This window comes from Cupriavidus sp. SHE, from assembly GCF_000812445.1.
GTDB lineage: Bacteria > Pseudomonadota > Gammaproteobacteria > Burkholderiales > Burkholderiaceae > Cupriavidus > Cupriavidus metallidurans.
In genome coordinates, this window is record NZ_JWMB01000052.1 from 92,175 (window position 1) to 114,801 (window position 22,627).

General features: G+C 63.0%; 25 protein-coding genes. 2 read left to right on the plus strand and 23 right to left on the minus strand.

Going from position 1 to position 22,627, the window contains the following annotated elements:
* Positions 1 to 11: 11 nt before the first annotated feature.
* Genes RN01_RS25690 through RN01_RS25720 form a run of 7 tightly spaced genes read right to left on the minus strand, consistent with a single transcriptional unit; the run spans position 12 to position 6,052 of the window.
* Positions 12 to 761, minus strand: a complete 750-nt coding sequence (locus RN01_RS25690; RefSeq protein ID WP_009876598.1) for a TIGR03747 family integrating conjugative element membrane protein — start codon at positions 759 to 761, stop codon at positions 12 to 14.
* Positions 758 to 2,944, minus strand: coding sequence for a type IV conjugative transfer system coupling protein TraD (gene traD, locus RN01_RS25695; protein ID WP_011871448.1), 2,187 nt, complete (start codon positions 2,942 to 2,944; stop codon positions 758 to 760). The genes RN01_RS25690 and traD overlap by 4 nt, the downstream gene beginning before the upstream one ends.
* Before the next feature lie 4 nt (positions 2,945 to 2,948).
* The gene (locus tag RN01_RS25700) at positions 2,949 to 3,497 is read right to left on the minus strand and encodes an integrating conjugative element protein (protein ID WP_009876596.1); all 549 of its coding nucleotides are present in this window, start codon (positions 3,495 to 3,497) and stop codon (positions 2,949 to 2,951) included.
* On the minus strand, positions 3,494 to 4,084 hold the full coding sequence (locus RN01_RS25705; RefSeq protein ID WP_009876595.1) for a transglycosylase SLT domain-containing protein: 591 nt from the start codon (positions 4,082 to 4,084) through the stop codon (positions 3,494 to 3,496). The genes RN01_RS25700 and RN01_RS25705 overlap by 4 nt, the downstream gene beginning before the upstream one ends.
* Positions 4,066 to 4,791: a TIGR03759 family integrating conjugative element protein gene (locus RN01_RS25710; protein WP_009876594.1), complete on the minus strand. Its 726-nt coding sequence runs from the start codon at positions 4,789 to 4,791 to the stop codon at positions 4,066 to 4,068. Before RN01_RS25710 ends, RN01_RS25705 begins: the two co-directional genes overlap by 19 nt.
* 14 nt (positions 4,792 to 4,805) lie before the next feature.
* Positions 4,806 to 5,456, minus strand: coding sequence for a hypothetical protein (locus RN01_RS25715; protein ID WP_009876593.1), 651 nt, complete (start codon positions 5,454 to 5,456; stop codon positions 4,806 to 4,808).
* Entirely contained in the window at positions 5,453 to 6,052 is a 600-nt protein-coding gene (locus tag RN01_RS25720; protein WP_020924956.1) for a PilL N-terminal domain-containing protein, read from the minus strand. The genes RN01_RS25715 and RN01_RS25720 overlap by 4 nt, the downstream gene beginning before the upstream one ends.
* A gap of 222 nt (positions 6,053 to 6,274) precedes the next feature.
* On the opposite strand from RN01_RS25720, the gene RN01_RS25725 reads away from it, so the two are divergent.
* Together RN01_RS25725 and RN01_RS25735 are read left to right on the plus strand one after the other, a co-directional pair.
* A complete protein-coding gene (locus tag RN01_RS25725) occupies positions 6,275 to 8,059 on the plus strand; it encodes an ATP-dependent endonuclease (RefSeq protein ID WP_011871446.1) in 1,785 nt (594 codons plus the stop codon).
* Positions 8,046 to 9,860 carry an ATP-dependent helicase gene (locus RN01_RS25735; protein ID WP_020924957.1) on the plus strand — a complete coding sequence of 605 codons (1,815 nt, stop codon included), beginning with the start codon at positions 8,046 to 8,048 and terminating at the stop codon, positions 9,858 to 9,860. Before RN01_RS25725 ends, RN01_RS25735 begins: the two co-directional genes overlap by 14 nt.
* A gap of 66 nt (positions 9,861 to 9,926) precedes the next feature.
* On the opposite strand, the gene RN01_RS25740 is transcribed toward RN01_RS25735, so the two are convergent.
* The 16 genes from RN01_RS25740 to RN01_RS25815 all read right to left on the minus strand — a co-directional run bounded on the left by RN01_RS25740 (position 9,927) and on the right by RN01_RS25815 (position 22,147).
* On the minus strand, positions 9,927 to 10,706 hold the full coding sequence (locus tag RN01_RS25740; protein ID WP_017514159.1) for a competence protein CoiA: 780 nt from the start codon (positions 10,704 to 10,706) through the stop codon (positions 9,927 to 9,929).
* A gap of 138 nt (positions 10,707 to 10,844) precedes the next feature.
* Positions 10,845 to 13,124: a helicase-related protein gene (locus RN01_RS25745; RefSeq protein ID WP_011871444.1), complete on the minus strand. Its 2,280-nt coding sequence runs from the start codon at positions 13,122 to 13,124 to the stop codon at positions 10,845 to 10,847.
* 137 nt (positions 13,125 to 13,261) lie between these two features.
* The gene (locus RN01_RS25750; RefSeq protein WP_024569561.1) at positions 13,262 to 13,567 is read right to left on the minus strand and encodes a hypothetical protein; all 306 of its coding nucleotides are present in this window, start codon (positions 13,565 to 13,567) and stop codon (positions 13,262 to 13,264) included.
* An 89-nt stretch (positions 13,568 to 13,656) separates the two neighbouring features.
* Positions 13,657 to 13,977, minus strand: coding sequence for a hypothetical protein (locus RN01_RS25755; protein WP_009876589.1), 321 nt, complete (start codon positions 13,975 to 13,977; stop codon positions 13,657 to 13,659).
* A gap of 50 nt (positions 13,978 to 14,027) precedes the next feature.
* Entirely contained in the window at positions 14,028 to 15,161 is a 1,134-nt protein-coding gene (locus RN01_RS25760; protein WP_254912368.1) for a DUF6094 domain-containing protein, read from the minus strand.
* A 40-nt stretch (positions 15,162 to 15,201) separates the two neighbouring features.
* Positions 15,202 to 15,852: a hypothetical protein gene (locus tag RN01_RS25765; protein WP_009876587.1), complete on the minus strand. Its 651-nt coding sequence runs from the start codon at positions 15,850 to 15,852 to the stop codon at positions 15,202 to 15,204.
* 76 nt (positions 15,853 to 15,928) lie between these two features.
* Positions 15,929 to 16,189, minus strand: a complete 261-nt coding sequence (locus tag RN01_RS25770; RefSeq protein ID WP_009876586.1) for a hypothetical protein — start codon at positions 16,187 to 16,189, stop codon at positions 15,929 to 15,931.
* Between the two features lie 16 nt (positions 16,190 to 16,205).
* Entirely contained in the window at positions 16,206 to 16,613 is a 408-nt protein-coding gene (locus tag RN01_RS25775; RefSeq protein ID WP_009876585.1) for a hypothetical protein, read from the minus strand.
* A gap of 104 nt (positions 16,614 to 16,717) precedes the next feature.
* On the minus strand, positions 16,718 to 17,059 hold the full coding sequence (locus RN01_RS25780) for a hypothetical protein (RefSeq protein WP_011871442.1): 342 nt from the start codon (positions 17,057 to 17,059) through the stop codon (positions 16,718 to 16,720).
* Between the two features lie 94 nt (positions 17,060 to 17,153).
* Positions 17,154 to 17,843, minus strand: coding sequence for a DUF3275 family protein (locus RN01_RS25785; RefSeq protein WP_009876584.1), 690 nt, complete (start codon positions 17,841 to 17,843; stop codon positions 17,154 to 17,156).
* 95 nt (positions 17,844 to 17,938) lie between these two features.
* Positions 17,939 to 18,766 (minus strand): DUF932 domain-containing protein, encoded by an 828-nt coding sequence (locus tag RN01_RS25790; RefSeq protein ID WP_011871441.1) that lies wholly within the window; start codon positions 18,764 to 18,766, stop codon positions 17,939 to 17,941.
* Positions 18,767 to 18,918: 152 nt separating this feature from the next.
* On the minus strand, positions 18,919 to 19,848 hold the full coding sequence (locus tag RN01_RS25795; RefSeq protein ID WP_009876582.1) for a DUF3577 domain-containing protein: 930 nt from the start codon (positions 19,846 to 19,848) through the stop codon (positions 18,919 to 18,921).
* 345 nt (positions 19,849 to 20,193) lie between these two features.
* Positions 20,194 to 20,472, minus strand: a complete 279-nt coding sequence (locus tag RN01_RS25800; RefSeq protein ID WP_011871439.1) for a hypothetical protein — start codon at positions 20,470 to 20,472, stop codon at positions 20,194 to 20,196.
* A gap of 96 nt (positions 20,473 to 20,568) precedes the next feature.
* Positions 20,569 to 21,306, minus strand: coding sequence for a hypothetical protein (locus RN01_RS25805; RefSeq protein WP_009876580.1), 738 nt, complete (start codon positions 21,304 to 21,306; stop codon positions 20,569 to 20,571).
* A 214-nt stretch (positions 21,307 to 21,520) separates the two neighbouring features.
* A complete protein-coding gene (locus tag RN01_RS25810) occupies positions 21,521 to 21,913 on the minus strand; it encodes a hypothetical protein (RefSeq protein WP_009876579.1) in 393 nt (130 codons plus the stop codon).
* A 21-nt stretch (positions 21,914 to 21,934) separates the two neighbouring features.
* Complete coding sequence (locus tag RN01_RS25815) at positions 21,935 to 22,147, minus strand: hypothetical protein (RefSeq protein WP_009876578.1); 213 nt, start codon at positions 22,145 to 22,147, stop codon at positions 21,935 to 21,937.
* Between the last annotated feature and the right edge of the window lie 480 nt (positions 22,148 to 22,627).

The window sequence follows — 22,627 nt, forward strand, 5'->3', positions numbered from 1 at the left end:
ACAGCATTCGCCTAAAGGTATTTCTTGAAGCTGCCCGCGGTCAGGCTCACGGCCAGCCCCAGCAAGGCGGCGCTCGGCAGCAGAATCAGCAGTGGATGCACCGAGATCGGCAAGGCCAGGTACGTGACCCAGGGCAGAACGGCCAGCGGCATCAGGCTTGCTTTCGCGCGGTGGTAGATGAAGCCCGATTCGCGGCCCGCGCCGAACCGGCGCACGTCCCTCCGCACTAGGCCGTCGATCAGGCCGACGAATGCCGCGGTGAGGATCAGCGGCAACGTGAGCACCAGGACCAGCAGGCGCACAAGGAAGGTCAGCGTCGTGAAGGCTGCGGCGATCAGGTAGCTCTCGGTCCAGACATAGGCCTGGCTGATGTAGTAGCGAAAGTTGCGTGTCTGCCCGTGGCTGGGTGCACGGGCGCGCTCGGCGGTCTGGCTCATGCGCTCCAGCAAGCCCGAGCGCACGAACACCCATTCGTATCCGGTATCCACCAGCTCGTGCGCCGTGCGCCCCGGTTCCTGCACGACCACGCTGCGCGTGAAGTGGTTGGACAGGTGCCCCAACTCGTACTGCAACATCTGCTGGGAGTGTCGCCAGCCCTCGTCCTTCCAGAACAGGTGCATTCCGACGCACTCCACGACAATGGAGAACAGCAGCGAGCCGATCAGCACCCCCAGCAGCCGGAACGGCAAGGTGATGGTGCCGACGATCAGGCCTTGGCGCTGGTTCTGCTCCCGCTGCGCGGTCGAGGCGGCATCCTTCATGGCGAGGCCTCATTGCCGGCGCTGTCGTCGGTGGCCACCGGGCCAGGTTCGGCCGCAGCGGCATCATCCAACAGGTCGTCGGGCAAGGCCCCGTCCTGCAACGCCGGGGAACTGGTGAACTCCCACCACTGCGTGGCCTCGCTGTAGCTCTGGCGCATGTAGCCCGCCAGTTGTTGCAGATCCTGCGGCATGACCTCATCGGGGTCCGGTGCCGGCAGCGGCATGCGAACCTTCCAAAGCTGGCCGCCCTGCAACAATGCGAAACATTGGCCCTTGGGTAAGGCGACGACGTGCGACGGCTCGATCATCGGCACGCTGGACATGCTGATGCGGTCCTGCGTGTTGCTGGTGAAGTCCGTCGCGCCGCGGATGTCCGAGCTGTCGGTCGCGCCGGAGACGATGGTGGTCGTATAGACCTCGACCTTCGGCAATTGCCGGGTCAGCAGTTCGGCGGTGGCCGTCTCCCTGACCCTCAGCATGAACAGATTGTTGAAATTGCCAATCACTTGACCCGCTTTGGCGCGGTTCCCGATACGGGCCTCGATGTCCGAAAGCGTCTGCGTGTACGCGGTGACCTGCAGACCGGCGCCGCCGCCTTTGTTGATCAGCGGCACGAACTCGTCACCCATCAGTTCATTGAATTCATCCGCGTGGACGTTGATCGGCACGCGCGTGCCAGCCGATGCGCCCGGCAGGCCGTCATCGATCCCGTGCTTGTAGATATGGCCTGCCACCGAAACGAGATCGCTGAACATCGAGTTGCCGACCGCTGCGGCGACCTCGGCATCGGATAGCGCGTCCAGGCCCACATAGACGACTGCGCGCTTTCGGATGACCTGCATCCAATCGAAGATCGGGCGGGGGTCGGCCAGGTCGGAATAGTTCGGCGCCAGAAGCTGGGAAATCTTCCCGCTGGTGAGCTTCTCCAGCAGCGGCAGCAAAGACGCGACGATCTTGTCGAAATACGTCTTGTCGTAGCGAACCGCCGAGCGCAGGCCGTCGAGCACCGGGTCGTAGTTACGGGCCTGGGATAGGTACTGCTCCAGCGCCACCACGCGCTTCTCGCGCCCAATCATGTTGCGCGGGATGTTCTTCTCGTTGAGCTTGGCCTCGATCTGGACGATCACCTCCCAGGCTTTGGGCTCGGTCTTGGCGAAGTAGTGCTGGGCGTACTCGATGAACAGCGCGTCGATGTTGATGACGTGCCGCTGGATCAGCATGTAGTCCGGGCGCTGCCCCAGTTCCACCAAGGCGCGGGCAATGATGTTGACGAAGCGCCACGCGAATTCCCTGAAGGCTGCGCTGTTGCCTTCGCCGGAGAGCTGCCCCGCGATGCGGGTGGCGACTTCCGAGATGCGACCGAATCGGCCTACGGCGTTGTAGCGTGCCGAAATGTCCGGCCACCCCAAATGGAAGACATAGAACTCGCCTTCGCGGCCCGCGCGCTTGGCCTCGACATACATCCGCTTCAGGAGATCGGCATCTCCTTTGGGGTCGATGACGATCACGACCTCGTGTTCGCCCGCGGCGTTCCTCCGGCGGATGTCTTGAGTGACGAAGAGTTCGGCCAAACGTGTTTTGCCCACCCTTGTCGTTCCCAAAACCAAGGAGTGGCCCACGCGCTCACCCAGCGGCAGGCTGACGTCCACCTCGTCGGGTTCGATGCCGTGCAGGCGCGGCAGGCCGCCCACTGGCGGCAGCGGCCGCACCGGATTGAAAGGCACGTCCCAGCCGGTGAGTTTCGATAGCCGGGACAGCGGGAACGGCGCGAACTCCAGCCGTTCCTCCAGGCGCCGGGCCAGCCGATAGGCCGGCGTCGGCTCGACGTAGCGCCGAAACTCTGGCCGGTACGTCTGCATGAGCCTATGGGTGTGTTTCTGCTCCCACAGAAAGCCGCGTCCCACAAACAGACGTTGCTGGCTGACCGGCACGTCCTTGCTGGTCATCACGTAGCGCGGCAGGCGACGGATGTTGCGCCGGTAGCACAGGATGACGCGGGCATCGCGGTAGCGGATCGCGCCATAGGCTCCGAACGCCAGCGCGCTGCCGACACCCATGGCGGGGCTCAGCGCGAGCGACCACGGGGCCACCAGGGACAGAAACGCGGCGCCTGCACACGCCGCGACGGTATATAGCTCCACCGCTGGGCGAAGCAGAACCTCGACCGGCTGTTTCCCCGACATGGCTTCATTGCTCGATGCCGGTGGCCGTGACTAGCGCCGGGTAGTGCCGCAGGCCCAAGCGCTCGGCCAAGTCGTCGCCGGACACGGGCGCAAGCGGCACGCCGGACGCCAGTGCGCGCAGCCGCGCCAGGCCTTGCACGGTCTCGACGTTGACCACCAGACCGACCGCGCCGCGCTCGCGCAATGAGGCTGCATGGCGGCGCAACCAGGCCTGGGAAGCCTCGTCGTCGCCCACGACCACGAAGGGACGCAGGCCCGGGGCCTCGATCACCCGCCGCGCGACGGTGCCGGGCGTGAGCTTGGCGCTGCGCACCGGCAACATCGCGGCCTCATCCGCCGGCGTGGCCGGGATCTGAGTCGCAGGGATGGGCGATCGGGCCGGAGTGTTGGCGCGCGGCTGGAGGCTCAGGGCTTCGTAGTACGGCAGCGCCGACGTGCCGCCACGGTCTTCGACCAAGATCAGCGGCTCGCCGGCACGCGAGGCCAGCGGCAGACCCGCCAGCAGCACGAGCAGGCCTTTCGCCGCGAGATGGGCCAGATGGGATTTCGTCATGGGGTGGTCTCCTGGCGCGCGGCGAGGACCGCGGCGGTTGGGCGCGTGCCCTGCACGCGGGCGAGGTGGCGGGAAACGCTCCGCCGGTAGCGGGCTGCGGGCTCGCCCCCCGCGGGGCGGTGGTAGCGGCCGATCGCCAGCAGCCAGTTCTCCCCCGGGATGTGCTGCTCCTTCAGGATCTCGGAGGCGATGGCGAGGTTGCGGTACGGATCGAGCAAGTCGCACGGGCTGGTGAAGCGGTGCTTGTGGTAGCCGAGGTTGATCTGACCCAGGCCCGCGTCGATGCGCGTGTGCGGCGTGGAGCGCATCGCCTGCTGCAAACCGGCGCAGGCGTCGGCGCGGGTCGCATAGCGGCGCGATTGGCCGGCGACGTTGAGGGACCACGGCCACGGGACGATGCGTCCGTTCCGCCGGATGCCGCTCTCCTGCAAGGCCACGGCGTAGAGCACCGTGGAGGGAATGCCCGCACGTTGGGCGGCAAGCTGATAGGCCGGAGGCGGAACCTCCTGGGCATGGACGGCGCAGGCGTACAGGCCAGCAGCGATCACCAGTACGCGAAACCGCGCCGTCAGGGCTGGCGCTGCCATTGGCCGTTCACCTCGCGCACGACCGCGGGCAGATCGCCGGGCAGACCCAGCGACAGCCAGCGGCCGCCGTCGTGGTTGAGCGTGATGGTGCCGCTGCGCACCCGTGTCGGGTCGATCTGTGCGCGCTTGGCCCAGTCGCGGATGCGCGCGTCGTCCTGGCGGCTGCCGACCATGTACAGGTCGAACTCGGTACCTGAGGATTGCAGGCGTTGCACGAGCTGTCCGCAGGCCGCGCAGCCGTCCTTGACGAACACCGCCGTGCGGCCGCCGCCGCGCACTGCGCCGCCGCTGGGTTTGTCGTCAGGCAGGTTCACCCGTTGCATGCCGGGGTTCAGGCGCTGCCAGGCTTCGTCGTAGGCACGTTGATAGGCAAGCAGCTTCTCGACGCGGCGCGCTTCGATTTGCACCTGCAGTTCTGCGTAGCGCCGCCGTTCCTCGTCGGTGCGGGCCTCGATGCCCAGGGCGGACAGAGGGTCCAGGTTAGGCGAATAGATGCCCAGCGGCCCGTCCATCAGCTCGCGGTATAGCGCCCATTCCTGCGGTTGGAGGCCCCAGTCGCCTGCTACCTGGTCGTCCGGGGTTCGGGCGACCAGCGGACGCTCCTGGTTCTGCGCATTGCGGGCCGGGGCGGTGACCGGCTGCTGCGCCCAGGCGGGCAATTGGGCGGATGCCAGCAGGAGCGCGGAAAGGATGATCGACGGATTCATGTGGTGTGCTCCGGTCAGGGAATCGCCACGCGACGGGTCTGGTTGCCGGCCTGGAACACGGCGGTGTTGCCCTCAATCGCCTGTAAGTGCCACGGGCCGAGCGCATCACCTGGCAGCAGCACCTGAAGCTGGTCAGGCGTGAAGTCCGCACTGCTCGGCGCAACGGACACGCTGCGCTGGCCAGCGCGCAATTCGGCGCCGACGACGCGGAACGGCAGCGGCGGCGGTTCGGGCTTGGCGGCGGCCTTGCCCGATGCGCGCGGCTGGGCGGGTGCTGCGGCGCGCGGAACGGGCGCAGCGGTCTGGCGCGCCTTGATCTGCTCGACCTCCGCGCGCAGCGCCTGAAGGTCGTCGGCAGCGGCATAGCCGCTCAGCGTTTTCTCAACCTGGGCAGCGCGTGCTTCCAAGACTTGGCGGGTGTCTTTGAGGTCTGCCGCCGTTGCGACGGCCGAACGCTGCTGGATGGCCTCGATCGACTCGACCAGGCCCGCCGCCCGGGCTTCCAGGCGTTGCAGGCGGGAATCCAGCCGTTCCTGGTCGGCCTGGTCGTTCATGGTCTGGTAGCCCAAGGCTACGAAGACGCTGAGGCCGATCAGCCAGAGCCACAGAAGGCTCTGCACCATCACGACGGCGGCCGGGCGCCGGGCAGACTGTGGGGCGCTCATGGCTGGCCTCCCGAAACCGAAGGCTCCAGCGGGAACGTCTGCACCGCCTCGGCGGCGGGTGGCTCGGATGCGGGTTCGATGACCGCGCTGTCGGCGGGCCGTTCGAAGCAAATCTGCCGTGCGCGATCATCCGCGTGCAGTTCCCAGGCCGGGCCAGCCAGTGTGAGCAGCGCATCGCGCAAGGTCATGGGGCCGAGGTGCAGGTGCGCCGCCGGCAGCGGCAGCGCGTACAGCTCGATTACCGCGTGCGCCGTCTGGCACAGGCTGTAACCGCTGCGCTTGAGCACATGCCGCAGCCCATCGCCGACGGTGGCGCGGGCATCTTCGGGCATGGACACGTCGATGGTCTGCAACAGCAGGTCGCGTTGCGCCGCTCTGGGTGCCAGCTCGACCAGCGTGTAGCGACCGTAGCGCACGACGGGGATGTACTCGGGCGCCTCGGGTTCGGGCGTGGCCAACACTTCCTCGATGGCATCAGGTGCGGGCGGCGCAGTCGTCGTAGCGCAGCCGCCAGCCAGCACCGACCAGAGCAGGCCGAGGACTCCTGCCAGCAGGCGGCGTTCGGGATGGTGAAACCAAGGTGGAGAGGGGCACATAAGCTCGGCGTCCTGAAACAACGAGCCCTCACCATCGCCGCTAAGGCCCGGGGCAGCAGCAAACAATGCGAACCACGCTGCGTCCGATTTGCCGGCAGCGGTCTAGTCGAACAAAAGCGGCCTTGAGGGCGCCGAAACGGAAAAGCTCAGTCGCGGTCGGCGGATGGAGGCCGGCCGCTTGACTGCTACTATTTGTTAAAACACCAGTGGACGGGGGCGTAAATGAGGGTTTCTCGGGTCAGGTTGATCAATTTCGCCAATTTCTCGGATGTTGATGTCGAGACGGGGGAAAGTATCGTCATCGTGGGAGAGAACAAGGTTGGCAAGAGCAATTTCATTCGCGGCCTGCAGTTGATCCTTGATCCGGGCTTGTCTGAACGCGATCGACAACTGGGGCTTGAACATTTCTGGGACGGACTTGGCGAAGACAAGGTTGGTGCGACCATTGAGGTCTCTGTGGATCTAACGGACTTCACAAACGATCCCCGGCTGATGGCTCACCTCAACGATTGCGTGATTGATCCTGGCCCACCCATGGTGGCCCGACTCACCTACCGCTTCCAGCCTAAGGCGGGCCTGGGGCGCGCCCCGGAATCGTTGAAGGACTATGAGTATGTGATCTTCGGTGGCAACGATCCCGAAATGCGTATCGGCGGCGCACTTCGCCGGATGTTGCCAATAGATGTTCAGGTAGCCCTGCGTGACGCTGAGAAGGACCTTGCGAGCTGGCGCAATTCGCCATTGAGGCCACTCATTGAGGATCTTGCCGCGTCGTTGGATGATGACGCCCGTGAGGAGATTCAGAATCAGGTCGACCAAGCACAGCGAGAGCTGGCTGGACACGAGGAAGTGGTAGCGACAGCAGAACGGATCAGCGAACGGCTGATCGCAATCGCCGGGGGGCAACATGCTGTCCCGGTATCGCTCGGACTTGCACCTACACGAGTGGATGCATTGCTGCGTAGCCTTCGGCTGCTTATCGACAACGGTGTTCGCGGTGTCGGCGATGCCAGCCTAGGAACGGCGAATCTGATCTTCCTGGCCTTGAAGAGCCTCGAACTCGACCGTCTCGTCTCCGAGGGGGAGCGCGACCACACATTCTTCGTCGTCGAGGAGCCCGAAGCGCACCTGCATCCGCATGTCCAGCGTCTTGTCTATCGCTACTTTCTCGGCACAAGAGCGGAAGATGAGGACGAAGCCCCTCCACTGACGACAATTCTCACTACTCACTCGCCGCATATCGCAAGCGTTACACCGATTAGGTCCATCGTTCTCCTGCGTCATAACGCAACGGACGGGAAAACCGTCGCGGTTTCGACCGCGAACACACCTTTCACACAGAGGGATGAAGACGACCTCCAGCGCTACATCGACGTCACTCGCGGAGAAATATTATTTTCCCGGGGAGTGATTCTGGTTGAAGGGGACGCCGAGCGCTTCATCATTCCCGCGTTCGCCGACGCCCTCGGGATTCCTTTCGACATACTTGGAATCACTGTGTGCTCGGTCGGGGGGACGAACTTCACTCCTTATGTGAAGCTTTTGGGCCCTAAAGGGCTAAATATTCCACATGTAATTTTGACAGATCGCGACCCGGTCAATGGCAAACCTCCACTAGCCCACAGGCGATTAATTAATCTCTTAAACGAGGTCGATGACGAATATGGTTACGATGACCTGGATATAGATGAGGTGCTCAAATACGCCGCAGAGTTTGGATACTTCGTCAACGAGAGCACGCTGGAATCCGACCTATTTGCCGCCGGAATGACCGAGGCGATGAAGTCGGTAATCGAGCAGGAGTTGCCGCTGAGGCAAGTCACCCGGGACGCATTGCAAGAGTGGGTGGATGATCCGGATCAGGTCGATGAAGACCGGCTGCTGAAGTTGATTGAACGGATTGGCAAGGGGAGATTTGCACAGGCACTTGCGCCGTCGGTGTCTGAGGACGTTTGCCCGGCCTACATTCGCTCTGCGCTGGAGCATATCCGCGATGCCGTCGCGTAACGTCGGTACAGCCTACCTGGCGCAGGCTGCCGAGTTGGCTGGAAATCCAGGGCAGTTGGCAGCTTACAACTCTCAAGGACATTGTGTGGTACTCGCTGGTCCCGGGAGCGGTAAGACCAAGACACTCGTCCTAAAGCTCGCCCGCATCCTGGCCGAAGACGTCGAGGCCCCTCGTGGCGTTGCGTGCATCACTTATAGCCAGGAGTGCGCTCGCGAACTCGCTCGCCGAATTGAAAACTTGGGACTTCAGCAGGCACCTAATCTTTTCATTGGTACGGTCCATGGGTTCTGTCTGCGTCATCTCTTGATGCCGTATGGACGCCTGGCCGGCCTGCCCATATCTTTCCCACTTTCGGTAGCCACTCAACGAGTCAGTGATCGGTTGTTGAAGCAAACTGGAGATGCGCTTTTCGGCCAGAACCATCCGTACAAAGTTATTGACCTCGGGCGGCATCGCCGTTCCGTGCTCAATCGAAATAGCGTCGCTTGGCGTAGCGAGGAGGAACTCGCTGCCTGGGCCGAGGCCTACGAGGCCGCTCTGCGCGACGAGGGGCTGATTGACTACGATGACATGGTTGTCTTCGGCCAGCGTTTGATCGCCGAGCACGACTGGGTACTACCTCTGGTTCAGGCAAAATTCCCCGTGCTCGCGGTGGATGAGTACCAGGATTTAGGCGTGGCACTGCATCGCATCGTCAAACGCCTTGCCTTCGACGGGGGTGTCCGACTTTTCGCTGTCGGGGATGCGGATCAGTCGATATATGGATTTACGGGAGCTGATGGCGCGTTGCTCATGGAATTGGCGGCTCGCAGAGACATTGAGCCTGTCCAGCTTCAATTAAATTACCGTTCTGGTGCAGGGATCGTGACTGCGTCAGAGATGGCGCTTGGAGAAGCCCGAGGCTATCAAGCGAGCGATCCTGCGCGACAAACGACCATCGAATTTGTCCTGCGCCCGGGTGGTATGGCGGACCAGGCTGCGCACGCCGTCGCGCAGATCATTCCGGCGGCCTTAGCCTCCAAGCCGGGACGAACACTGGGCGATATCGCGATCCTATACAAAGACTATCGCGCAGGCGATATCGTGGCTGAAGCTGTGGCAACCGGTGGTCTCGATCACATCCGTGTGGATACCGCAGCACCTTACCGCAAGGTTGCCCTAACAAGTTGGGTAGAAGATTGTGCGGCGTGGTGCGCGGGTGGCTGGCGTGTTGGACGCCCACAATTGCGTGGACTACTCGACCGCTATCGCGCATTTCATCGGGCGAGCTTGGACGATTCACAGGCCAAGCGCGAAGAGCAAGAGCTAACCGCCTTGCTATGGGAGCTGCGTGCTGACCAGCAACCTGCGCGAGAATTTGTTGCTTCGCTGCGCAACGGTGTAGTGGATCATCTGCTGGCGGCTGAATTGGCGCTCGCTGATCAGAAGGAGCAACTGGATCGCATGACGGCAGCGCTCGCTGAAGGCGGTGCACTGGCTTCGCTAGACATCACGAGTTTGGGCGGTCGGGACGGTTCGCCCGATCACCTGAATCTGCTGACACTGCATTCCGCAAAGGGCTGTGAGTACGACGTCGTCATCATGGTTGGACTCGACCTCGGAAATCTGCCGTGGCGCAATGAAACTCCAGAGAAGTTGCGCGAAAGTCGCCGGCTCTTCTATGTGGGACTCACACGTGCTCGCGACGAGGTCCACATGCTGTATTCGGGCTTCGTTGATGGCCGCTATGGCCCTATGCGCTTTGGGCGCTCGCCATTCCTTGATGAGCTGGAGGCGCGAATGCGTGCCGCTGGCATTTGAGTGTGAACCCGGGAATCTGGAGTGTCGGTGCTGCGTCGGCGCATGTCGAGCAACACCACAGTCGAGCTACATCTTTGCAGCCAAGCGATTGGCTGCGAAACGCTCGCGCGCGAGTCTGGCGGCGTTATTCATCGAGTCTAGGTTATCGATACACCATAGACCGTTGATGCAAAGAAAGCGCTCACTAAGCACTGCTTCAAGTATGTTTGGAAGGGTTGCGTTGAAGAATCCGGCACCCTTGACCGTTGGGGCCGGATCTAGCTCAAGCATCGCGACCGGCAGGTCAGAAAGGCACGGGCCGAAGTGGCCGGCCGAAGGGAACTTGCCCCCAAACTCGGTGCGCAGACGCTCCTTTCCCATGCTCTTGGTGAGAGTGCTATATCGCTCCTGCCGCAGCAACCAAAGAGACTTGATGCCCGCCTCGCGGTACCGCTCTTGGCGTTTACGGTAGTCACGGAGCGACTGATACGATCTTTGGATCTCGACAGCCAACCTAACCCCATTGCGCTCACCCCAGACATCAGCCTGCCAGCGACCTGCATCACCCGAACCCGGCATTTCAACCGAGGCACGGAATCCAAGATCTTCAAGCACGCTGCGCACAAGTATCTTGGCCGCCAGGTGCCATTGGCTTTCTTCGGAAGTACTGCACGCACCTCCTAGATGCGCGAAGAAGGGGTACCCATTAGCACTAACCTTGGGAATCGCTGGAGCGTTGCAGCAAGGCATCAGCAGATCACCGACGCAGTACGCCCGTTGCAACTCTTCCCACTGCGCCTGAGACATATGCAGTGCGTTGGCTGCACCAGTACCATCTGCATATGCTGCTTCGATCACCATAGCCATAGTGCCTCCTTGAATCTCGGTATTGTCTGATCAGTTTAGCCTTCCCCGCGCTGGGACCGGGGCGGTGATCGAATCCTCCGAGCAGCAATTTCCTAGAAAAATGCCGGCACCCCCGAAAGGATGCCGGCAGACAGCAGATCACGCAGTTACCAATTGCCGGGCCAATGCGACCTCGACGGAATCACCATCCTGGTTCAGGACATCGAGCCCCGATTCGGGTACATCGCCCGAAGTGGACTGCGAGACCATGATCTTCTTGGCCATCAGCTCCAGGCAGGTCATCTGCGAGGAGCCGGCGTAGCCCAGGTAGATCACGCGCACGGACAGCTTCTGCCCGATACGCCAAGAGCGGCGTGCCGCCTGCTGGAGCGAATACACGTTGTAGCCCGACTGCATGAACACGATCGTCGGAAACTCCAACAGGTCCAATCCCGTCTTGACAAGCTCGGGATTGGTGATGAGCACGTCGATGCCACGGTCCAACTGCTCGGCGATCCAGTCCTCGCGGCGGCTGGCATCCACGCTTGCGCGCAGTACCGCCACTTTGAAGCCTTCCTGCTCCAGCAATACCTTCAACCGGCTAGTCGTGTCGCGCGTGCCGGTATAGACCGTGTAGGCCAGAACCTTGCGGCCCTGTGCTTTCTCTTCCCTGCAGATGTCGATCAGCTCACGCTCCTTGGGGCTGATCTCGAACTCGTTGAACTGAGCCGGGACGAACGCCAAGGTATTGCGTGTGCGCGGATGCACCACGGTCTCCGACCGGAAGCAGCAGTCCGGCCAGGCCAGCAGCACGTTGAGGACCACACCCAGCAAGGTTGTATCGCGTCGCGCCAGAGCCTGTTTCAGCTCCGCGGTCAGCCGACCCGCCAAATCGCGGTAGGCCGCGGCTTGCGCCGTGTCCATCGCGACTTCACGGAACTCCTCGTCATACGGTGGCAGAACGTTGCCGCCGATGTCTCTGAGTTTGAGGAAGATCGTGAACGGCAGGATGCAGCGCAGCACGCCCTTGGGGCCGAAGCCCGGAGCTTTGACCGTTCTGACACTGACTTTCGTGCCTTTCGCGGTCTTGTGCGCCGTCCCGGTGCTCTCGGAATAAATGTCCTTCAGGACACCGTGATCGCGCATGAACGCCATCGCGGCCGAGGTCATGCTGCCGCTCGTGGTCGGGCGATAGCCGTCTTCGATCATCCGCCCGGGAAGGGCTCGGAACAGCAGGTAGAACAGATCGTCGCCGTAGCCGCCCATCAACGTGCCGGTCAGCAGTAAGGTCTTGCGAGCCTTCGCCGCCAGCACGCCCATGGCCTGGCCCTGGGCGCTGCCGCCGTTCTTGTACTCGTGGGCCTCGTCGGCGATGAGCAGGTCGAACGTGCCTTGCGGCAGGTAGCGCTTGATGAACTCGGACGGTTGATAGCCGCCCTCGCCAAAACCGAACTCCATGTTGGCCATCGCACGTTCCATGCGCGTGGCTTGACGGTCGGAAAACACCAGCTCGCCGTTGCCGTCCATGAGGTTGATGAACTCATGGATGTTGTCGCCCAGCATCGACGCCAGGAACCCGTCGCCGAACTTCTGCATCAGCTTCTGCGCGGTGACTTCCCCGATCGTCGGGATGCGCTTCAACGCTTTCAGCACGGCCGAGGACTGGTCGCTGCCGGACAGGCTGCGCGGGCGGATCAATGTCCACAGGGGCGCGGCGCAATGGCTGCACTTCCTGCGGTACTCCTCGGCTTCGAGCGCGACCGGGTTGACCGGCTCGCCGTCGAGGTCGGTGATGACCGTGCCGCAGTCAGGGCACGCTGCCACGTCGCCATGGCGGGTGCGCCGCGTGGTGAAGACAGGCTTCCAGTGGAATCCCATCCGCATCCTGACGCGCCCCAGGACAAAGAACTCCTGGCCCGTGGGCTGCACACCCAACTGCTCGCGCAGCTTGATGAGCTTGACCAGCGTGTCCGGGCCGTTGAGCACCCAGACCTTGGCGCCTGCCACCGTCTCCTGGATCTCGCGCCGCCACTTGTAGACCAGGTGCGGTGGAGAAAGAACCAGGGTACGGCGATAGCCTTCGGCGTTGAGCACGGCGGCTGTGGCGATACCAACGGTCGTTTTGCCGCAACCCATCTCGCCGTTGACGATCGCGGCGTGTTCGCCACGGTCGATCAGCAGCTCGGCGGCGGCATGGACGACTTCGGCTTGGGCTTGGAATAGCTTGCGTTTGAGGCTGGCGACGACGAGTTGACGATGCGCCTGCGGCTGGCCGGTATAGACCGGCGGATTGGCGCTGTTGAGGGCGTCGAGCAGTTCGTCGCCGAACTCGCCGACAAAATCCTGAAGGCTCAGGGTCAGAGGGTTGGATTCCGCGTCGAGCAGTTCGCCCTGTACGGGCGTGGCTTCGGCGGTAGTGTTTTCGAGATCGAGGGACATGGTGATGCTCCAAAGAAAATGGGGCATGCACCACCCCCAAAGGGGCAATGGCCTGCCCCAGGGTGGGAAGATCAATCGGCACACGGCCGACGGTGGATGGAAAACGCAGGCGCTGGCGGCCTGCTGGTGAAATGTGCTTAGTCTTCGGACGGCAGCACGATGGATGTGAGATGGCGTTTCGCATCGGTGACGATGCGAATGCGCAGCGCACGATGAATCACGTAGTGCGATTCCAGCAAAGCACCCGATTGAAGTGCGATGCCGTTGGCTTGCCATTGCCCGTCGCTGACGTCCCCCCAGTCGCCACGGACATGGCGACGGAAGTACGGAATCGGGTCAAGACGACCGGTGCGGACCAGGCGGTCGATACCTTCGCTGAGGATGAGTGCACCTACCGGAAACAGCAGGTCCTGGCAGTAGGTTTCGATGTGTCGGGATGCCATGGATTCCTCCTTGATGGATTCATTGAGCCACGACACCCCTGGCGGAGTGAAGTGGCTCCGTCAGGTGACTGGGATGACGATGGGTGACTTCAGATCATGTCGCGCTCTTCGGGAAGCTGGACAACCGTGGTCTGGTGGTCTTCGCTGGTCTTGACGATCAGAACCAGCTCCGGCGTGATCCGGTAGTAGGAGATCATCAGGTTGTCCTGTTGGAGTGCGACGTCGTTGGCCTTGCGGGTGGCCTTGTCGATCTCGCCCCAGTCACCGCGCACATGGCGCTGGACATAGGTCAAGGGGTCGATCAGGCCTTTGCGGGCCAACCAATGCACCTTCTCGCTCAACTTCAGCGAGCCCGGTGCGAACAACGGTTGCTTCTGCGGCGCGGGCCGCTTGAACAGATTTGGGAACATGGTGTTTCTCCTTCGATGTGGTACAGCAGGACAGCAGCGCGTCCGGTGGATTAACGAATGGTCAAGACGTCGCCCCGTGTCGGGGAGCCAGGCGTCATGTCCCACGCGCGGATGACAGGTACGAACTTGTCGGTGAGGATGCGGGTCTCGGCGATGGAGCCGTCTTCGCGTTCGGTGAATTCCCGCTGGAGCGTCTTGTCCTTGTGGGTGTCACCTTTGACGACGAGCACGCGCCCCGTCTTGGAGCGCACAACCCCCGAGATCGCGCCTGCGGCCAGAGCCAGGGCGAGATGCCAGTGGGACAAGGCCCGCGCCGGTGGACGCAGCGACTGCTGCGCGGCCCCCAGGTGCGTGTCCTGCGACGGCCAGAGGCCTTGCAGCCTGCCAACCTCGTCGGCGAACTGCTCGGGCTCCATCGTCACGCGGAAGAAATGCTCCGGCTCGGCCGGACTGGCGGGGACGATGTACGGCAGGAACGGCCATTCGCTCGGCAGTTCGTCAGCTTCGATCTCGCCTTGCCCAACCTGCAGCAGCAGATTGCGCACGGCCTTGACGCCATCCGAGGCCTGCTCGCGCTGGCGCACCCGCCGGCCGAAGATCACAACTTGCTTGAACTGCGTCTCCACCGCTCGGTAGATGCGCAGGTCGGTGTAGTGGCGCGTCAGCCAGCCGACCAGCTCCGCGTCGAGCACGTAGCCGGGGACGATGAAGACCAGCACGCCGCCGTATTGCAGCAACGACAAACTGCGCTGGTAGAACAGTTTTTCGAGGCGGGCACGACCCTGGCCCTGATAGCCGATGTTGCCGTTGACGTCCTTGGACAGGTCGCCATACGGCGGGTTGAGCCAGAGCAGTCCGAACGACTGCTTGGAGACCATCGTGTCCATCAGGTCCGCGTGCAGGCAGTGATCGACCAGGCCGCGGGCATGGCGTGCCCGCTCCGCGTCGAACTCAACGGCGAACGCCTTGGCCTGCTCGCGCCCGAGGGCGTGGGCGGCTTCGGCGATCGCTACGCCTTCGCCGGCGCAGGGATCGAGGATGCACATCGGCCCGTCGCTGGGCATCAGTGCGTTGAGGGCTCTTTCGAGCGTGGGTTCATCAGTCGGGAAATACCCGTTCTTCACGAAATTGCGGGCAAGCCGCGGGAACATGAGGGCCATGGAAGTCTCCTGGTTGGCGGGGATGAAAGACGGAAGCACACCAAGGCGTGCCTCCGAGGGTGGGTCAGGCCGCTACCACTTCCGGCGTCCAGATCTTGGCCGGGTATGGATAGGCGGTGAGCACGTCACTGCGGATCAGGGAGCCCAGCGCCAGGGTCAGCGTCGGCACGTCGATGGCGAGCCGATGGCCTTCCAGCGGCCCGAGGGCGAACGGAAGGCGGCCCAGCATCTCGCGGCTTTGCAGCAGTTCCAGCACGGTCTCGCGCCAGTGGTCGAGCAGCGGCAACGGGCACGTGTCCCGCACCAGCGTCCACAGGCGGTCGAGCCGGTGGGCGCTGTCGCGTGGCAGCAATGCCAGCGCGCTGGCGTTGGCCTTGTCGGGCTTGACGCAGCGCCGGTCGAACAGCCACACGTTGGACAGCGAACCGAACAGCGTTCGCCGGTAGGCGCGCGTGATGCGCTTTTCCAGGCGATCGACGTTGCCGATGAACACCGGGACGCTGCCGCCTTGGTCGGTGATGACGTGAAACTGGTCCAGTCCCTGCTCGTCGCGCCCAAGGGTCAGGCGAGCGAGGAACTGCTGGACGGCGGTGTCCCGCGCCCAGATCGACAGGAAGATCAGGTTGCCCTGGTCGTCGCCGACGCAGGCGTCGGCCATCACATCCGGGCATTCGTCGATGCGGTACAGCGTGGTGGAAGAAGTGTGTGCGGGCATGGTGGTGTCCTCGGATGAACGGGAACAGCACCGCCCGCTGGGGCAAGTGCTGCCCCTGGGGGTGGAAGAAAACCGCTCAGTCCGGCTCGAACTGCCGGGTGTGCGGGTTGAAGTGAAGCACCTCGTCCACCGCGGTGATCGGCGTGAAGCCGTCCAGGTAGATGTTGTTGAGGTACTGGTCGCGGTAGGTCAGTGCCTGCCGCGCCTGTTTCTCGGTGAGGCCGTTGCTGATGAAGTACTCCAGCATCTCCTCGTCGGAGGACACTTCGTCGTTGGACAAACTCCCTTCAACGAGCGCCAGCAGCGAGGGGGAGAGCGCAGCGAGGATCAGGTCCATGTCGGTTCCTCCTGGCTCAGACCATCAGCGTTGCGGCGGGTGCCGTGACAGCCGTGGGTGTGCGTCGCCGAGCGTGGTAGGCGCGAACGCCTGCACGCCATTCGGCAGACTGCTCCGGTGCAAGGTCCAGATAGGACAGCGGGCACGAGTAGTAGTACGGGTGCATGGACTCGTCCAGCGGCTTGTAACCCCACTGGCCGCCGCTGCGTTCAAGCAGATCGCAGCGGATGTAGCGCAGGGATTGGCCCGGCGCGAGATCACGATGTACGCCTTCGACCTTGGCCGTCACTTCCGCGACAGACCAGAGGACGTTGCCGCGCAGCGCGTGGGCGATGACCTTGACGCTGGCGCGCTCGGTCTCTTGCGGTGCGATCAGTTCCGCGATCAGTTCAGACCGCGATTGGGGTGAGAAATACCAGCCCATGAGAGGCCTCCTGGAAAAGTAGAGCCGGAGGCCTCCCCACGGGGAGGGCCTCCCGGCGGGTGATGAAAAGCCGCAGGTGCGGCGAAGGAACCTATGCTTTGCCCTTAGTCCCAGTCGTCATCGTCGCGATCACAACCGGCCGGGCAGTAGCCGAACTCGATCCCATGCGAGCAATAGCCATGCTCCGCATTCCAGTCCTGGGCTTCCTGCCGCTCGGCGGGTGTTGCGTAGTCCCATTCGTGGGCTGCGATTTCCAGGGCCTGAGCTCGCTGGCTTTCCGGCAACCGACTAGCTTGCGCGTCGATCTCCGAACTGAAAAGCGTGACCCAATGATCCCAGGACAGGCCGCAACCACGCTGGGCGTGCTCGGCGGCTGTCTTGCAAACAGCTCGCCATGCGGATTCATCCAGCGCGGAACGGGGTACATCGAAAGCGATGGTGGACATGATGGAGACCTCCAGAAAATGGCCGAGGCCTCCCCCGCAGGGGGAAGGAACCCCGGCGGGTGGATGAAGAACACCGCGGATGCGGCGTCTGCGATCACGCAGGTTGCAGTTCGGCCTGACGGCTCCACTCCTGCGTCTTGAAGTCCAACGCAAAACCCAGTTCGCCCAGGCGGGCGATCTGCGCGCGCAGGGCGCGGCGGTCGATGGTCGAATCCAATTTCACGGACTCGCCCAGCGGCCACAGCAGACCGAACAGAGCGGCGTCGCCATCTTCGGTGCTGCCGGGGGCAGCCGCCGCAGCGGGCGTCGGCGCATCCACACCGAAGGGCGTGGTATCGACCAGAGGATCCGCCGACGCCTGCACGGGTGCGTGCTTGGCGGGCGTGGAGGCCTTGGCAGACTTGGCCGGCGTTGCTGCAGGCTGCGTCCCCAGCTCTTCATCGAGTGGATCGACGTCCTGGGTGGCGAAGCTTCGGGCTTCGTCGCGGCTCAGTTTGTCGATTCCGTTGAGCGTCATTCCGTCCAGGTTGGCGCGGATCTCGAACCGCATGCCGTCGCCGACCGGATAGGACTTCGGGAAGATGTAGCGGATGATGAATTCCCCGTCGTATTTTCCTTCGGGGTACTGCTCCAGCTCCGCATCCTTGACCGCGAACTTGCCGATGGGGGTGACAAGGCGGCCGACGGTGAACGGGCCGTTCTTGCCGCGTATGGTGCGCAGCGTGAGCTGGCCCGGAACAATGATGGGCGATACCGATTGCTCGGGCGCCGATGTGGTTGCCATGTTGGTTCTCCTGATGACGAATAGCGGGCCGCCGACGGCGCCCGGTGGATGAGAGGAAATGGACCTCACCCGAGCTGGGCGAGGTCCGCTTGGCATCACGCCTTGAGCTGGCGCATGCCTTCGGCCAGCAGCCACAACGCCCGGTTCAGGCGCAGGTTCTGGTCGATTCCTTGCACCGGACGGGTGCGTTGATTGCGGCCATTGGCCGAGCGTCCATTCAGTCCCCCTTTGACGAGGTTCTCCTGGACGCGGTTGAAGACGGCCCACAGGTCGTTCTTGCGGTCGTCCCAGCGCCTGGGCGCCAGAAGTTGGCTCTCCGTGACAGGGGTGGACTTGGCCGGGTCGTCGTACTTGAGTGCGAGCGCGGAATTCGCAAAGATTTCCGCTTCGCCCTCATCGAGGGTGATGGTGCGCATCGCATCGCGCGCGTCCTGCACGCGCTCGAAGCCTTCGAGAACCTCGTAGGCACCTTCGATCACCTGGCTTGCCACGTCGCCCTTGTGAGGAACGCGGATGTCGGCGGTGGTGTCACCGCAGACCAGGCCGTTGTGGCAGACGAACCGGAACATGCCGGCAAGCATCTGGTAGCTGCTCGTGCCGTCGTGGCTGTTGAGCAGGATGATCTCGTTCGCCTCGTCGCCGTTGATCTGGCTTGCATGGCGAAGTCGGATGAGATGCTTGGTGTACTCGCGCCGATCCTCGTTGCGCACGCGCGTCTGGCACACCATGAAGGGCTCGAAACCCTCCTGGCGCAACCTGGTCAGCACGACCGAGGTCGGTATGTAGGCATACCGATCGGACCGGCTCCCATGCGGAGCGTCGGCAAAGATCGAGGGAACAACGGCACGAATACGGTCGTCCGAGAGTGGGCGATCGGAGCGCAGGATCGGGGATTGCGGAGCAAAACGGGATGCCAGAGACATGGCTGATCTCCTTTGAGAAATGCGGTAACCGCGCGGTCGTGTGACCACGCGGGACTCGGGGGATGAAAAGACGCAAGCACCTTTGGCGTCTTGGGGACGCGGCGGATGCTAGGGAGGAGAAGCGACAAGGCCCCATGAGGGGCCATGCCGGATCAAAACGAAGCGACCAAGGCCGGCTCCTGCTCCTCGACTTCACCCTCGGGCTCGCGCTCGGCGGACTCGACGGGTAGGTCGGAAACGGCGTCGGCGGCAGTGTCGATGGCGTTGTCGGCTTCGGGCGCGGGTGCGTCCTCCACCGTTGGCGCCTCGGCTTGCGCCTGGCTCATCGGATAGACCTGGGTGCCATCGATCTTGATCAGACCGATGTGGATCAGCGTCGACTCCAGGCTTGCGGCCGGTGCCCCAGCGTGCTCGCCCTTGGTACGGATGTACGGATCGATCTTCATGTCGTTGAGACGGAAGGCGATCAGCACCTTGCGATCCCCTTCGATGGCCTGCACGCATCGGCGAACCAGATGCTCGGCCCCGAGGGTGGCGACGATCGTGTCGAAGTACCGATATTCCGGTTCATCGACAGGTCCGGCCAATGCGGCGATGGAGCATGACAGGAACGGATCGCCATCCTTGGGGGTGACGTCCTTCGGACGGTTGAGGTAGCCGATGCCACGGGTAATCAGCTCGTGCTGCTCGATTGAAGCCAGTTCGGCCCGCTCGATCGGCTCGGCCTTGAGCAGTCGCGCCTTGAGGGACGCGGCGGCCTTGCCCTGGTTTTCGCCCTTGTCGCGGATGTACGCATCGCCCCAAAGGTCGCCGAGGCGGAAGCGCACCAGCGGGCGCTGCTTGGAATCGTCAACGCCGATGTAGCGCTGAACGAGCTTCTTGGCCTCGGCACCCGAGACCTTGACATCGAAGTAGCGGTAGCTGGGGTCCCTGGCGGGGCCGACCAATGCGGCGATGGTGCATGCCAGGAAGGGCTGCGCACGGCGGCCGCCCCTGACGGGCACTTCACGGACACGCTGGATGTAGCCGATGCCCGATGTGTGGAGGTCGAAATACGATTTCTCGTTGGACGTGGTGTTCATGGTGAATCTCCATTGGGAAAAGCGGAGACACACCGAGCCCACGCATGCGGGGAAAGGTGCGTAACCCCGCGGTGGGTTGATAAGGCGAAAGCATCCACCACCAGAGACTGGTGGCCGCTCGCGTATGGATGCGGTGCGAGCTGGCTCGGTCACGCAGTGGAAACTGCGCCGCAACCTCGAAGACCGATGATTGCCTGGCATGTCGCTGACAACGTCAGCAGGCATGGGGTCAGCATGGGCGGCCCTTGCGCGCGCGGCAGCAATCAATTGGCATCCGGGTGTTTCCCTTTGTCCACGCAGCCCGGTTCAGCGCAAGAAAAAGCCCCTCGAAAGGGGCTGGAGATGTCAGGCTTCGTACACGAAATAGTGTTCGCGCTGACGTGGGAAGAACACGTGTTTCCACGTGTCGCCGGTTGTATTGCCACCGTCAAACACGACCATTTCGTAGTCGTCAATGTCGGTGTCCATCAGATCGGCGCTGTCGATATGGCGCATGTGCAGCGTGCCGCTCATGCGCTCGAACACCAGAATCTGGCCGATGGCGTCGTTCTGGCTCATGGCGTTAACGCAGGCTCCAAGCTGATTCTCGAAGTCAGGCGTAGGCGAGATGAGATCGGGGAACATGAGATTGCTCCTATGGAATTGAACCGGCCCAGCTCCTGGTGGGAGGCGGGCTGGCATGTGGGGGATAAAGGGGAAGGCTTGCGCGTCGCGCGTCTGCTAGATCTCGGCCAGTGGCAGGCCCAGTAGCGCGGGTGCGTCAGCGTCTAGGATGAGGATGCGCACATCGGCCTGGCCGGCCAATTCAAGAATGTTCGCCAGGTCGTCAGGCATGCCCTTGTCCCGGTGTTCCTGCCGAAGCTGCTCCGCACTGATGCCCTCGGCATACTCCAGGTTCTTGTCTGTCCAGGGCGTGGAAATCAGCTTGACGCCGATCGCTGGGCTGTATGGAACCCGGAAGGCGATGAACAGAAAGGCCTCCGGTGTCGCAAGGTCCGCTAGGCTGGCCAGGTACTGGCCGGTTTCCTGGCTGATGTGCGCGCTGCTGATTTCCCAGCATCGGCTGTAATAGCCGGTCTCGAAACCCAACCGCTGCACCACGTCTCGCGCGGCCTCGGCCGAATAGGTATCACCGACGTGGACCGGGCGACCGTCCAGGTCGTCGCCATGGATGGCATAAACCACCGCACCCACCACGCCTTCGCCGCTGACGCCTTCAATGGCATCGCATTCGGCCATCAGTTCGGCACTGACAGGCACAGTGCCATTCCTGACCACCGCGAAGTCGCTGGTGACGATGCAGGGGGAAGAAACCAGCTCCTCGTCGGAGAGGTGCTGTTGGCTCGCGTGGATGTTTCGCCACACATGCGGGCTTCCGTCTTCGTAGCTGATGCACAGCGTTCGGACGATTTTCAGATTCCAGTAGCCGCGTACAAAGGGGTTGGGATTCTGGGTCATAGGATTTCTCCAGATTGAATAATGGAGCCAATCCCCGCCACCGGGAACTGGACCCCGGTGGGTTGAAAGTCGAAAAAGCGTCAGGCGGCACTGATCGATGGCTTTGGGCCAATCCGCGCTGGCTGACGGAGGGAAAATTGAGGGACATGGCCTGGTGGGCGCATGTCCCTCATGGGGTGGCGAACGACAAGGTGGTGATATTCCGGAAGCCGGCTCACCAACCGCTGTAGTTCACCAGCAGGTCGGCGATGACCTTGCGGCGTTGCAGATCGAGACCGTCGAAGTCCGACAGTCCTTGGAAGTGGCAGCGTTTGAGCATGGCACCGCCCTCGCGCGCGTTGTAGAAGCTGAACATGGCGGACAGGAACATGCGTTCTCCGCTGCTCAGGACGCCGAGAGCGTCGTTGGCACGCAGCATGTCGGGACGCAGATCCCACTTGCTCTTGGCCTGGTTCAGGCCTTCGCGTGTGCCGTCGCCAAACCATTGCGGGCCAGCGATCTCGACACCGCGCTTCCAGGCCTCGAAGAAGGCTTGGGGCGCGGCGGCGAAATGCTGCTCTTCCCGCATGATCTGATCGACGACTTCCTGTGGCAAAAGCTGGTTCATGACGTGATTCCTCCAGTTGGATCAGGGCGTGGCGAGCTGGGACCAGCCGCCTCTTTCTAGGGCACGTTGAGCCGCGACATAGCTGCGGAAGTACTCGCTGGATTCCCGCGAAACGGGACCTTCGGTATCGCGCGTGCCGATGTAGTGGCCGGCGGCGCTATGCAGGACTTCGAGCGGCAGGAACTTGCCGCAATGGATCAAGGCCAACTGGCCGAAAGAGGCTTGCTGGGACATGGATGGGCTCCTTGGAGAAGCGAGGGCCTTGTCCCTCACGGGATGGCAGCTCCCGCATGCGGTTGAGAAAAAGCATCGGCGTCACGAGGACGCGCGTCCGCAGACTCGATGCGATGGCGGACTGGCGGGTGGCGCGGAGAGAATCCGCGGCAGCCTGGAAACCCTGGCTGCTGGCATGGTGCTGACGGATCAGCGACACATGCAGGCAGCTTCGTGCGCGAGTCGAGCCACGTCAGCCGGAAATCGGCACCTGCTACAGCCCCGATTGGCGAACGTGGAAAAAGAAAGCCCCGCAGCAAGTGCGGGGCTGTCAGGACGGGTAGGAGAAGCTGGATCGATGCCGCTGCACACACTGCCGTACAGCAGTTGCGCGCAATATTGAGGGTGCATGTCATCTCTCCTGTTCGTGTGGCCCAGGCCAATGGCCGGACCGGGACGTTGATGGGCAGGAAAAAGGCGCCGAAGGCCCTGCGGCCTTCG